Source organism: Serratia sp. P2ACOL2, assembly GCF_003691565.1.
GTDB classification, from domain to species: domain Bacteria; phylum Pseudomonadota; class Gammaproteobacteria; order Enterobacterales; family Enterobacteriaceae; genus Serratia; species Serratia liquefaciens.
Genome location: NZ_CP033162.1, coordinates 4,895,236 through 4,907,693 on the forward strand (window position 1 = coordinate 4,895,236; position 12,458 = coordinate 4,907,693).

The 12,458-nt window shown below is 58.4% G+C and carries 10 protein-coding genes; 6 read left to right on the top strand and 4 right to left on the bottom strand.

All coding sequences use genetic code 11. The annotated features are described in order from the left end of the window. The first annotated feature begins 319 nt into the window (after nucleotides 1–319). The 3 genes from EBA31_RS23505 to EBA31_RS23515 are packed head-to-tail and all read left to right on the top strand — an operon-like array spanning nucleotide 320 to nucleotide 3,732. Nucleotides 320–1,702 (top strand): MFS transporter, encoded by a 1,383-nt coding sequence (locus EBA31_RS23505; protein WP_044553806.1) that lies wholly within the window; start codon nucleotides 320–322, stop codon nucleotides 1,700–1,702. A 22-nt stretch (nucleotides 1,703–1,724) separates the two neighbouring features. Next, on the top strand, nucleotides 1,725–2,726 hold the full coding sequence (locus EBA31_RS23510; RefSeq protein ID WP_122080339.1) for a LacI family DNA-binding transcriptional regulator: 1,002 nt from the start codon (nucleotides 1,725–1,727) through the stop codon (nucleotides 2,724–2,726). Between the two features lie 22 nt (nucleotides 2,727–2,748). Beyond that, a complete protein-coding gene (locus EBA31_RS23515) occupies nucleotides 2,749–3,732 on the top strand; it encodes a nucleoside hydrolase (RefSeq protein ID WP_122080340.1) in 984 nt (327 codons plus the stop codon). 55 nt (nucleotides 3,733–3,787) lie between these two features. Here the strand turns inward: EBA31_RS23515 and malM are convergent, their stop codons facing one another. The 4 genes from malM to EBA31_RS27275 form a co-directional block, all read right to left on the bottom strand. Next, nucleotides 3,788–4,690 (bottom strand): maltose operon protein MalM, encoded by a 903-nt coding sequence (gene malM / locus EBA31_RS23520; RefSeq protein WP_122080341.1) that lies wholly within the window; start codon nucleotides 4,688–4,690, stop codon nucleotides 3,788–3,790. Between the two features lie 95 nt (nucleotides 4,691–4,785). Next, on the bottom strand, nucleotides 4,786–6,078 hold the full coding sequence (locus tag EBA31_RS23525; protein WP_046372520.1) for a maltoporin: 1,293 nt from the start codon (nucleotides 6,076–6,078) through the stop codon (nucleotides 4,786–4,788). Nucleotides 6,079–6,110: 32 nt separating this feature from the next. Beyond that, a complete protein-coding gene (gene malK, locus EBA31_RS23530; RefSeq protein ID WP_122080342.1) occupies nucleotides 6,111–7,220 on the bottom strand; it encodes a maltose/maltodextrin ABC transporter ATP-binding protein MalK in 1,110 nt (369 codons plus the stop codon). Continuing rightward, complete coding sequence (locus tag EBA31_RS27275; RefSeq protein WP_122080343.1) at nucleotides 7,213–8,184, bottom strand: alpha-amylase family glycosyl hydrolase; 972 nt, start codon at nucleotides 8,182–8,184, stop codon at nucleotides 7,213–7,215. The genes malK and EBA31_RS27275 overlap by 8 nt, the downstream gene beginning before the upstream one ends. Before the next feature lie 358 nt (nucleotides 8,185–8,542). On the opposite strand from EBA31_RS27275, the gene malE reads away from it, so the two are divergent. The 3 genes from malE (at nucleotide 8,543) to malG (ending at nucleotide 12,402) form a co-directional block, all read left to right on the top strand. Further along, on the top strand, nucleotides 8,543–9,736 hold the full coding sequence (malE, locus tag EBA31_RS23540; RefSeq protein ID WP_020837180.1) for a maltose/maltodextrin ABC transporter substrate-binding protein MalE: 1,194 nt from the start codon (nucleotides 8,543–8,545) through the stop codon (nucleotides 9,734–9,736). Between the two features lie 186 nt (nucleotides 9,737–9,922). Beyond that, nucleotides 9,923–11,500: a maltose ABC transporter permease MalF gene (gene malF, locus EBA31_RS23545; protein ID WP_122080344.1), complete on the top strand. Its 1,578-nt coding sequence runs from the start codon at nucleotides 9,923–9,925 to the stop codon at nucleotides 11,498–11,500. An 11-nt stretch (nucleotides 11,501–11,511) separates the two neighbouring features. Then, a complete protein-coding gene (malG, locus tag EBA31_RS23550; protein ID WP_020837182.1) occupies nucleotides 11,512–12,402 on the top strand; it encodes a maltose ABC transporter permease MalG in 891 nt (296 codons plus the stop codon). The last annotated feature ends 56 nt before the right edge of the window (nucleotides 12,403–12,458 follow it).

Below are 12,458 nucleotides of genomic sequence, written 5' to 3' on the forward strand. Positions count from 1 at the left end.
GTAACGCAGAAATTCAAAAGCGGCAGGCTGATTCGTGGCGTGACGCGCAGCAAAATAACGCCCAAAAAAGCGGCGCAATGTCATCTTTCTGCCATCTGTTTTCTTTACCTTCGTCCACCGGAGCGATGGGGATTCTGTGATCGCCTGCAAACTTTCGCCTCTGCCACATTGTTTTATCTACGCGCGTAGATACTCTTGTGCCGCAGCGTTGAATCGCCATCAGTCCAACACTTTGTCAGCAAACCTTCTTGCCGACACCAGGGAAACCATCTTTAACGGCGCCATTTATGGCGCATGACGAAAAGAGGATATCAATGCCATGAGCGAAACAACGCTTGCACACCAACAGGCCGCCGGCGATACGCTGGCGGCCGACGAACGCCTGGCCACCAAAGAAGGGCGCGGCCAATTCTGGCGTGCCACTTTTTCCTGCTGGCTCGGCACCGCGATGGAATATGTCGATTTCGCACTGTATGGCCTGGCGGCCGGTATGGTGTTCGGCGACGTGTTCTTTCCCGAAGCCACACCGATAGTGGCGCTGTTGGCCAGCTTTGCCACTTACTCCGTCGGCTTTGTCGCCCGTCCAATCGGTGCGTTGGTCTTTGGCTGGATTGGCGATCGCAAAGGCCGCCGCGTGGTACTGCTCACCACGGTCGCGTTGATGGGCGTTTCTACCACGCTGATCGGGCTGATCCCCTCCTACGCACAAATTGGCGTTTGGGCGCCTGTCTGTCTGGTGATCCTGCGTTTTGCGCAAGGTTTCGGTGCCGGAGCGGAGCTCTCCGGCGGCGCGGTGATGCTGGCAGAATACGCGCCGGCAAAACGACGCGGTCTAGTCGCGTCGATCATCGCCATCGGTTCCAACAGCGGCACCCTGCTGGCGTCGCTGGTGTGGTTGTTAGTGTTGCAGTTGGACAAAGCGGATCTTATCGCCTGGGGATGGCGTATTCCGTTCCTTGCCAGCATCCTGATCGCCGCAGGAGCACTGTACCTGCGCCGCCACGTACGCGAAACGCCGGTGTTTGAACGCGAGCTGCAGCAAAACCACCAGCGGATGCTGGAAAATACCCCCACCGAGCCGGATAACCGCAGTTACTTGCAGCGCACCAAAGCTTTTTGGATCATGCTTGGCCTGCGCATTGGTGAGAATGGCCCCTCCTATCTGTGTCAGGGCTTTATCGTCGGTTACGTCGCCAAAGTGCTGATGGTGGACAAATCGGTGCCCGCGCTGGCGGTGATGATCGCCTCACTGTGCGGTTTCCTGGTGATCCCCCTGGCCGGTTGGCTTTCCGATCGCTTCGGCCGTCGCATCACTTACCGCTGGTTCTGTCTGTTGCTGGTGTTGTATGCCTTCCCGGCGTTCTGGCTGCTCGACAGCCGCGAACCGGCAACCGTCATTTCAGTGATTGTGGTCGGCATGTGCATTGCGTCACTCGGCATTTTTGGGGTGCAGGCGGCCTACGGCGTGGAACTGTTCGGCGTCAAAAATCGCTATTCAAAAATGGCGTTCGCCAAGGAGCTGGGGTCGATCCTTTCCGGCGGTACCGCTCCGCTGATCGCCACCGCGTTGCTGTCCGGCTTCGGTCACTGGTGGCCTGTCGCCTGCTATTTTGTTGTAATGGCGGCCATTGGCTTAATCACCACCTTCTTTGCACCGGAAACACGCGGCCGCGATCTAAACCTGCCGCAGGACGCGGCGTAATCAGGGCGCACAGGAACCCAACTTGGATAATCAATCTGCGCGACGCATCACCCGTGCCGACGTCGCCCGCGTAGCGGGCACCTCGGTTGCGGTCGTCAGCTACGTGATCAACAACGGACCGCGCCCGGTGGCGGAAGCCACCCGTCTGCGGGTGCTGGAGGCGATCGAAAAAACCGGTTACCGACCAAACGATATCGCCCGGGCACTGGCTTCAGGCAACACCCTGACCTACGGGTTGGTGGTACCCGATATCTCCAACCCGTTTTTTGCCACCCTGGCCCAGGCGTTGCAGCGAGAGGCTTTCAGCCACGGTCGGGTACTGCTGTTGGGTGACGCCGGTGACGACCGCCAGCGCGAGCACGATCTGATTAATCATCTGCTGCGCCGTCAGGTTGACGGGCTGCTGTACACCAGCGTCGATCGCCATCCCTGGTTCGATCTGATCCGCGCATCCGGCACGCCATGCGTAATGATTGACACCATAGACAGCCATGCCGGCGTCTGCGCCATTCGCGTCGACGAGCGTGATGCAGCCTGTCAGGCAACTCGCCATCTGTTGCAGCACGGCTATCAGGACATCGGCATTTTTGTGGGCCCCTTGACCATGCTCAACGCGCAGGACCGCCTTAACGGCTGGCGTGATGCACTGAAGGAAGCGGGCATTGCGCCACGCGAAGAGTGGATATTCGAAGCGCCCTATACCCGTCAGGGGGGCTATCAGGCCAGCCAGAAAATGCTGCAAGCCCCACGGCCGCGGGCCATATTCACCTCTAACGAACAACAGGCGCTCGGTTGCCTGTCGGCACTGGCAGAACACCGGCTTCGCGTGCCGGACGATCTGGCGATCATTTGTTTTAACGGCACCCAGCAGTCCGAGTTCAGCGTGCCACCGCTCAGTGCGGTCGAACAACCGATTGACGCCATGGCCAAGCGAGCCATCGCCATGCTGGCCGCCGGTGCTGCACAGCCAGAGCTGCACGAATTCGCTTTCCAACTGCATATCCGCCGATCGTGCGGCTGTTAGTTTATTGATTCAGGTAACCGCTATGCGTTTGATTATTGATTGCGATCCCGGCAACGGCATTCCCGGCGCCAACGTTGATGACGGGCTGGCGCTGGCATTGGCACTGGCGGCCCGCCCGCGACTCTCACTGGAGTTGATCAGCATTGTTGCGGGCAATACGCCACGTGACGCTGGCTTTGCCGTGGCACAACATTTGCTGCAACAAACCGGCTATCAGGTGCCGATTGCCGTCGGCGCGGCGCGCGCGCTGAGCGAACCGCCAGAACCCTGGCGCGCCCACCTCGACCGCGCGATTGCCGATCCTGATCTGGCGGCACTATGGCGCAATACGCCTTACCCACAGGCCGCGACCACGCCAACGCCGAACGCCGCCGTGGCGATCGGCGAGTTGATCTGCAATAACCCCGGCGAGATCACCCTGGCGGCAATCGGCCCCCTGACCAACGTCGCCCATGCTCTGCAGCTGTACCCGCAGATGGCACAGGCGGTGAAGGAAATTGTGATCATGGGCGGAGTCTTCAACCTGGAAGGCTACATCAAGGACACCAATTTTGGTCTGGATCCGGAAGCCGCACGGCAGGTGCTGACCAGCGGTGCCAATATTACGCTCGCCCCACTGGACGTTACTACGCAAACCATGTTGACTCAGGAAAGCCTGGCGCAGATGACCCAACCGGACACGCCGCTGTGTCGCTATCTGCGAACCACCACTCAACCCTGGATCGACTATTCCCGCCATACCCGCCATCTGCCGGGTTGCTGGATCCACGATGCGCTGGTGATTGCCTGGTTGCTTGAGCCACAGTTGGTGACCACGGAGGAATATTATGTAGATGTCGCACTGGAAGGCGCTATGACGCGCGGCAGTTCTCGCCGCTGGCGTCCCGGAAGCCTGCGTCTGACGGTCGGCATGCCGGAACCCGAAGGCAAGCCGTTGCGGGTGATGCAGCAGGTGGATAATGCCCGCCTGCTGGCGTTGATCGGCACCACCCTGGCCCGCGGATGAAAAAAGGTGCGCCGGGGCGCACCAATCATCGAGCCAGCATCGACAGCGTCGGGTACTACCCCTTGCCTTTCACGCTACCAATAAAGGTTTCACGTGCTGTGGTGGAACCCAGTTTTTCAGCCTCATTCATCAGTTTCAGCGCTTTATCGATATCGCCCGCCTTCACCGCCTGTTTGATGCCGTTGTTAAAGTAAGCTTCGGTGTCATTCAACATGGGTTCCGCCGGTTGAGTCGGCGCCGGGGCCGGTGCTGCTGCGACGGCGGCCGTTGATCCCACCACCACTGGCGTCGCCGACGGTGCCGGCTGCAGCATGCCGATCATGATGTTGCCGCTGCCCTGCTCTGCCGTGACCTTCAGTTTGATAGTGCCGCTGGTGCTATGCCGGGCGATCGGATCCGGAATATCCGGCACCGCGTTGCCCACGCCCTGCGCATAAGCCTTGGCCGGGTTGGTCAGTTGCGTGGTTTTCGCCAGATCCTGACGGGTGGTGTACACCAGCAGATAAATTTGTTTCTGACCGAGTGCCGGGGTCAGTTTCAGCGTGCCCTCCAGCCGATCGGATGACATCGCACCCGGTGGTTGATACGGGAAGTAGCTGCTCGGGTAATAGGCCGCAGGGCGCAGGTGCTCATCCAGCACCAACACGCTCGGCGCGTAAAGTGAGTTGTTCTTGCTGATGCTGCTCAGCGTGACTTCCAGCGAACCGCGATCGGCCGGCAGCGTATAAGCGGCAATAGCGCCCTGAATGTCACCCTGATTGATTTGTGGGCTGACATTATCCAGTTTGATGTCCTGGCTGACCGGCGGCATCAGCGGTTGCCACGGCAGGCTTTGCAGCGTGCTGGCGCTAATGGCCGGCGCGATGGAAACATTGGCCGGCGTATCGGCATTGACCACCAGCGGTGTGCCAAGGGTCAGAGCCAGTGACAGGCAAAGTGACAGCAGATTCTTTTTCATTGTTATACCCCATGATATCCGGCGCGGCTCAGGCAAGAGAGACGACGCCGGCGAATACAGGCTGGGGAGAGCACCTGGCCCTCCCCGTTATCTCATTACCACCAGATTTCCATCTGGGCGCCGAAGGTGACTTCGTCGTCATTGCCGCGGCTGAAGGTATGTAAGCTGGTGTCGTTGTACGCAGTGCCCGAGGTGTAACCGGCGCCGGAGTCGTTATTGGCGTAGCCCCACTTCTCATCCCACTTGGCGTAGGTCGCGAATACGCGGATAGCCGGACGTGACCAGATGCTGTTGCCCGCCTGCCACTGTTGCGCCAGGGTCACTTTGTACTGACCGTTGCGATCGCCGGTGCGCTGGGATTTCACGTTGTCGTAACCGGCTTCCAGCAGGGTGCTCATGATTGGCGTCCATTTGTACATTGGACGCACGCCCACGGTGTACCAGGTGGTGCCGTTATTGTTGTCACGATCGACATCCTGGAACATACCGACGTACATCAGCGCCCATTGATCGTTGAAGTCGATGGCACCGTGGTCCAGCACGCGGATCATCTTGCCGTTGTTGTCGATGGTTGAGCCCTGGTTGCGGCCGTTGTTCTGCGAAGTCATGGAGTCGGTGGCGTACTGCACCACAAACTTGTTGTAGCCGGTCAGGATGCTCTGGGTATGTTCCGCGGTGAACATCCAGCCGTCTTTGCTGGCGCCGTCAGCTAAATGGTATCCGTCCTGAGTATTGGCGCGACCGTAGTCCACGCCCAGCTCCAGGGTGCCGCCCGGGTTCAACTCGAGCCCGGCCAAACGCACGTCGAAGGTGTCGTTGACGGTAGGACGTTGATCCCACTCGTTATCCAGGTAACCGTAAGAGCCGCCGGATTCTGAGTTGCGGGTCACGGCAGCAGACAACTTGCCGAAGCCCAGATCGATATTTTCCAGACCGGCACCTGGGCCAGAGATATCCCAGTAGTAGAAGTCAATCATGTGAACATCATGACGCTGATAGAAACGCTTACCGGCCCACATGTTGGCACCTGGCAACCATTCAATCAGGTTTTTACCCTGCACATTCACTTCACGGAAGCCTGGCGTCACGTCTTCCCAGTCGGAGCGTTGTGAAACGGAGTAAGCCAGGTTGGTATCGAAGTAGAAGCTTTTATCGCCTTCTTTCCACACTTCCTGTCCCAGTTTCAGCTCGGCGTAGGTCTCGCATTCGTTGCCGAGACGGTACTTGCTGCCGGCACCGGTAGCCTGGAAGCACTGTTGCTCGCCACCACTGCCGGTCCAGCCGATGCCGGAACGGGCGTAGCCTTTAAAATCGACGGCCATCGCCTGAGTGGTAAGCACACCAGCGGCGATTGCCAGTGCCAGAGGAAGTTTGCGCAGAGTAGTCATCATTATTCTCCTGTTATACAGACTGTGATGCTTTAAACGCCCGGCTCCTGGTGCAGCCGTTTACATGCCGTACCGTCCTCACGGAACAGATGGCAACGGTGAGGCGGCAAGCCTATGGCGAATGTTGCACCTTCTTCTACCAGCACCACGTCGTTCTGGCGGTAAACCAGGTTTTGACGAATTGCCGGGATTTGGATGTGGATTTGCGTCTCGTTACCGAGTTGCTCCACCACCTGTACGTCACCCGTAAGCAGTACTTCAGAGGCATCACTGGGCAGCAGATGCTCCGGGCGAATGCCCAGAGACATGTTGGTACCGGGCTGAACGTCGGAGCCTTCCACCGGCAACCACACCAACTGGCGGTTAGGCAGCTCGACCTGGACCTGTTGCGGCTCTGCGGCGGTCACTTTGACCGGCAGGAAGTTCATTTTCGGCGAGCCGATAAAGCCGGCGACAAAGCGGTTGGCCGGATAGTGATACAGCTCCAGCGGCTTGCCGACCTGGGCGACACGCCCGGCGTCCAACACCACGATCTTGTCGGCCAGCGTCATCGCTTCCACCTGATCGTGCGTCACGTAAATCATGGTGCGCTGCAGGCGCTTGTGCAGACGCGAAATCTCAATGCGCATCTGCACCCGCAGCGCGGCGTCGAGGTTCGACAACGGCTCGTCGAGCAAGAACACGTCCGGTTCCGCCACCAGCGTACGGCCGATCGCCACCCGCTGACGCTGCCCGCCGGACAGCGCTTTTGGCCGCCTGTCGAGCAGGTGAGCCAGTTGCAGCACTTCCGACACCTGATTGACCCGCTGGCTGATTTCCGCTTTCTTGGCACCGGCCAGCTTCAGGCCGAACGACATGTTGTCGGCCACCGACAGGTGCGGATACAGCGCATAGGACTGAAACACCATGCCAATGCCGCGCTCGGAAGGCGGCACCTCATTCATGCGTTTATCGCCGATCATCAGGTCGCCAGAGGTGATGTCCTCCAGCCCGGCAATCATGCGCAGCAGTGTCGATTTGCCGCAGCCCGACGGCCCGACAAACACCACAAACTCACCGTCATCTATCGTCAGATTGACGTCTTTGGAAATCACAGCTTCGCCGAAGGCCTTATAAACGCTGCGCAATGTGACGCTAGCCATGCGTTACTCCCCTGCTTTCGCAGTTAACATTTCGTGTAAAAATGGCGGACGCAAAACCCGCCAAAACCCATTGATGACCCTCTTGCTGCGCACCGTGCTGCCATGCCAGTGGCAAGGTCGCCTCAGACGGCGCGGCCGCCTGAGTATAAGGCTGCAGGTTAATCAGCGCTTCAAGGCATTGATCCTGATGGGTAATAAGTAAACGAACCACGCCGTTATGCTGGCTGGCCACGCTCAGTTGGCCCTGCTGGATCACCGGCAAGCGGCGCAGCGCCAACAGAGATTGGCAGTAACGCAAGGTGGATTGGTTGTCCTGCTGCTGGCGGCTGATGGCCAGCGCGCGATGTTCGATGGCCACCTGTTGGTACCAGTGGATCTCACCGTTGGTCACCTGTTCCGGCGCTTCATGCCAGGGCATCGGCGTTTGCGCACCCAGCGGATCCTGCAGGCCGGCGGCGTGTGGCAGACCTAATTCTTCGCCCTGATACAGGCAGATGGGCGCAGGCAACATCGCCAGCAGCGTCAAAAAGGCATCAGCAGAACGCAGATTACCCTGGCCCCAATGGCTAACGACTCGCGGCTGATCCGCATCACCGGTGCTCCACAGGCTGTCTGCCAGAGTGGCGCGGCGAGCATTCAACACCTCAATCAGTTTCTCTACGCTGAAGGGCACGACCTCCAGCGCCAATGGGCTACGAAGGTACTGCTGCGACGCGGCGGCGCGACGAATGTGATGCGGCCCGTCGCAATACCACAGCGCCAGACCCTGCGCGGCGACCGCCGCCCCCTCTTGCTCCGCCAATGGCTGCGGCAGGACCAGGCCGTCTATCGACAGCTGGTTCAGGTAGGGCAGCGCCGCAATCATGCCGTGAGCATCACCCACGCCATCCCCGTTTCCATCACGGAAACTGACCGGGTGGATCCGGTACAGGGTTGGCTGAGTGACGGTAGGCATTGGCGACATAAATCCGGTTCCCTGCTGCACGTGGCGATAAAATCAATGTGGCCGATAGTGCGGTAAACCCCACAAAGGGTAATCATCCGTAACAGGATTTTTCATGGGGGAGGAGATGGGAGGATGAGAGAACGACCGCGGGGACGAGAAGTTCCACGCTTAAGACAAATCTGTGATCTGCCTGGCAAAAATCGTCCCCCTATTTTGTGTCTGACACCACAGAATAGGGAGCAATGTTAACTGGATCACACTACGCAGGCGTGGGGCGTAGAGGGGGGGAGGATGAGAATGTGTCGCTTTGTGACCCACTATTACCGCGAAACCTCTCTCCTTGACTTACGTGCCCACAAAAAAGAAGGATTGGATTATGACTCGCAGCTTTACCACCGCCCGCACACTGGTGCTTTCGGCTCTGACCACCCTGGTGCTTTCCTCTTCCGCCTTCGCCAAGATCGAGGAAGGGAAACTGGTTATCTGGATCAACGGCGATAAAGGCTATAACGGCCTGGCCGAGGTCGGCAAAAAGTTTGAGAAAGACACCGGCATCAAAGTGACCATCGAACACCCGGACAAGCTGGAAGAGAAATACCCGCAGGTTGCCGCCACCGGCGACGGCCCGGACATCATCTTCTGGGCCCATGACCGCTTTGGCGGCTACGCGCAGTCCGGCCTGCTGGCGGAAATCCATCCTTCCAAAGCCTTCCAGGACAAGCTGTTCCCGTTCACCTGGGACGCAGTGCGCTACGACGGCAAGCTGATCGGCTACCCGATCGCCGTGGAAGCGCTGTCGCTGATTTACAACAAAGACCTGATCAAACAGGCGCCAAAAACCTGGGAAGAGATCCCGGCGCTGGACAAAGAACTGCGCGCCAAAGGCAAAAGCGCCATCATGTGGAACCTGCAAGAACCCTACTTCACCTGGCCGATTATCGCCGCCGATGGCGGTTATGCCTTCAAGTATGAAAATGGCAAATACAACATCAAGGACGTTGGCGTCGCCAACGCCGGTTCGCAGGCCGGTCTGCAGTTCATCGTCGATCTGGTGAAAAACAAGCAGATCAACGCCGATACCGATTACTCCATTGCCGAAGCCGCCTTCAATAAGGGCCAAACCGCCATGACCATCAACGGTCCATGGGCCTGGTCAAACATCGAGCAAAGCAAAATCAACTACGGCGTAACCCTGCTGCCGACCTTTAAAGGCAAGCCGTCCAAACCTTTCGTTGGCGTACTGACCGCCGGGATCAACGCCGCCAGCCCGAACAAAGAGCTGGCTACAGAATTCCTGGAAAACTATCTGTTGACCAACGAAGGCCTGGCCGACGTCAACAAGGACAAACCGCTCGGTGCGGTGGCCCTGAAGTCCTACCAGGAGCAACTGGCGAAGGATCCGAAAATCGCCGCCACCATGGAAAACTCACAAAACGGCGAAATCATGCCTAATATCCCGCAGATGAGCGCCTTCTGGTACGCCGAACGCAGCGCGGTAATCAACGCCGTCAGCGGCCGCCAGACGGTGAAAGCCGCGTTGGATGATGTGCAGACCCGTATCACCAAGTAACACACAACGTTGTGCGGGATTAGCATCCCCAAAATAATTGGAGTTACACCGCGACGGTAAGTACGCACATCCCTGGGAGCATAGACAGCTATGTGACCGGGGTGAGCGGACGCAGCCAACAAAGGTGTCGCTTCAAGTATGAAGGGGAGAAGCGCCCCGCTGTGGCTTCACAGAAAGGAACGCCCTATGCAATTAGCTCACGCCGGGTTGCCTGCGCGCAAAAAGTCGAAGTGGTGGCAGAGTGACGTACTGAAATGGCTGGTCATCGGCCTGTTCAGCCTGGTTACCTGCTATCTGATTGTGTTGATGTATGCACAGGGTGAATACCTGTTTGCCATTCTGACGCTGATACTGGTCAGCGCCGGGCTTTACGTCTTCGCCAATCGCCGGGCTTACGCCTGGCGCTACGTTTATCCGGGCATCGCCGGCATGGGGCTGTTTGTCCTGTTTCCGCTGATTTGCACCATCGCCATCGCCTTTACCAACTACAGCAGCACCAACCAGCTCACCTTTGAACGCGCTCAGTCGGTGCTGATGCAGCGCCAGTTCCAAACCGGCAAAACCTTCACCTTCGGGCTGTATCCGGCAGAAAATCAACGTTGGCACCTGCAGTTAACCCACCCTGACAGTGACCAAAAACTGATTTCCGAACCGTTCAGCTTTGACGCCAGTGCGCCGCAAACGCTGAAACTGACGGAGGAAAGCGCAGAACCGGCCGGCGAACGCGCCACGCTGCGAGTGATCACGCAAAATCGTCAGGCGCTGAGCCAACTGGTGGCATTACTTCCGGACGGCGGCGAGCTGCGCATGAGTTCCCTGCGCCAATTTTCCGGCACCACCCCGCTCTACGCGCTGGACAAGGACAGCAATACGCTGACCGACCAACAGACCCATACTCAATACCGCCCAAACCCTGACATTGGCTTCTATCAGGCGGTGAATGCCGAGGGCAACTGGGCCAAAGAGACCCTGAGCCCAGGCTATACCGTCACCATCGGATGGAAAAACTTCCTGCGCGTGCTGCAGGACGAAGGCATCAAGAAGCCGTTTGTGTCGATTTTTATCTGGACCATCGTGTTCTCGGTCATGACCGTGATCCTCACCGTGGCGGTGGGTATGGTGCTGGCCTGCGTGGTGCAGTGGGAAGCGCTGAAAGGCAAAGCGGTTTATCGCGTGATGCTGATACTGCCCTACGCGGTACCGTCGTTTATTTCGATACTGATTTTCAAAGGGTTGTTCAACCAAAGCTTCGGTGAAATCAACATGATGCTTAGCCATCTGTTTGGCATCAAACCGGCCTGGTTCAGCGACCCTATCACCGCCAAAAGCATGATTTTGATCGTCAACACCTGGTTGGGTTATCCCTACATGATGATCCTGTGCATGGGGCTGTTGAAGGCAATACCCGACGATCTGTACGAGGCCTCGGCAATGGACGGCGCCACCCCGATGCAGAACTTCTTCCGCATCACGCTGCCGCTGCTGATCAAACCGCTGACGCCGCTGATGATCGCCAGTTTCGCCTTCAACTTTAATAACTTTGTCCTGATTCAGCTGCTGACCAACGGCGGGCCGGACATGATTGGCACCACCACGCCGGCCGGTTATACCGACCTGCTGGTCAGCTATACCTACCGCATCGCCTTCGAAGGCGGCGGCGGGCAGGACTTCGGACTGGCAGCCGCCATTGCCACGCTGATCTTCCTGCTGGTAGGCGCCCTGGCGATCCTGAATCTGAAAGCCAGCAAGATGAACTTCGACTAGGGAGAAAAATAATGGCCATGGTCCAACCTAAGTCCCAGCGCCTGCGCCTGTGGATGACCCATATTCTGATGCTGTGCTTTATCGCCCTGATCATGTTCCCGCTGCTGATGGTGGTGACCATCTCGCTGCGTTCCGGCAACTTCGCCACCGGCAGCCTGATACCGGAACAGATTTCCTGGGATCACTGGCGGTTGGCGCTCGGCATGAGCGTGACCCATGCCGACGGCAGCGTTACCCCGCCGCCGTTCCCGGTGCTGCTGTGGCTGTGGAACTCAATCAAGATCGCGGTGATCACGGCGATCGGCATCGTCACGCTGTCCACCACCTGCGCATACGCCTTTGCCCGCATGCGTTTTCGCGGCAAGAGCACGCTGCTGAAAAGCATGCTAATTTTCCAGATGTTCCCGGCGGTGCTGTCGCTGGTGGCGTTGTACGCCTTGTTCGATCGTCTGGGCCAATACATTCCGTTTATCGGCCTGAACACCCACGGCGGCGTGATCTTCGCTTACATGGGCGGGATCGCACTGCACGTCTGGACGATCAAAGGCTATTTCGAAACCATCGATAACTCGCTGGAGGAGGCGGCGGCATTGGACGGTGCCAGCCCTTGGCAGGCGTTCCGCCTGGTGCTGTTGCCGCTGTCGGTACCGATCCTGGCGGTAGTGTTTATCCTGTCGTTTATCGCGGCCATCACCGAAGTGCCGGTCGCCTCGCTGTTGCTGCGTGACGTTAACAGCTACACGTTGGCAGTGGGCATGCAGCAATACCTGAATCCACAAAACTATCTGTGGGGCGACTTTGCCGCTGCGGCGGTGCTGTCGGCAATCCCGATTACCGCCGTATTCTTGCTGGCGCAACGCTGGCTGGTAGGAGGCCTGACGGCAGGTGGGGTGAAAGGTTAGATTTTCTCGGGCTTCACTCAAGGGTGAGGCCCTACTGCGCTTGATGTACTTCAGTT

Bases quoted from the DNA above. Each gene is read 5' to 3' on its own strand.
- malM (WP_122080341.1), bottom strand. From the start codon at position 4,690: ATGAAAAAGAATCTGCTGTCACTTTGCCTGTCACTGGCTCTGACCCTT.
- malG (WP_020837182.1), top strand. From the start codon at position 11,512: ATGGCCATGGTCCAACCTAAGTCCCAGCGCCTGCGCCTGTGGATGACC.
- malF (WP_122080344.1), top strand. From the start codon at position 9,923: ATGCAATTAGCTCACGCCGGGTTGCCTGCGCGCAAAAAGTCGAAGTGG.
- EBA31_RS23525 (WP_046372520.1), bottom strand. From the start codon at position 6,078: ATGACTACTCTGCGCAAACTTCCTCTGGCACTGGCAATCGCCGCTGGT.
- EBA31_RS23515 (WP_122080340.1), top strand. From the start codon at position 2,749: ATGCGTTTGATTATTGATTGCGATCCCGGCAACGGCATTCCCGGCGCC.
- EBA31_RS23505 (WP_044553806.1), top strand. From the start codon at position 320: ATGAGCGAAACAACGCTTGCACACCAACAGGCCGCCGGCGATACGCTG.
- EBA31_RS27275 (WP_122080343.1), bottom strand. From the start codon at position 8,184: ATGTCGCCAATGCCTACCGTCACTCAGCCAACCCTGTACCGGATCCAC.
- malE (WP_020837180.1), top strand. From the start codon at position 8,543: ATGACTCGCAGCTTTACCACCGCCCGCACACTGGTGCTTTCGGCTCTG.
- malK (WP_122080342.1), bottom strand. From the start codon at position 7,220: ATGGCTAGCGTCACATTGCGCAGCGTTTATAAGGCCTTCGGCGAAGCT.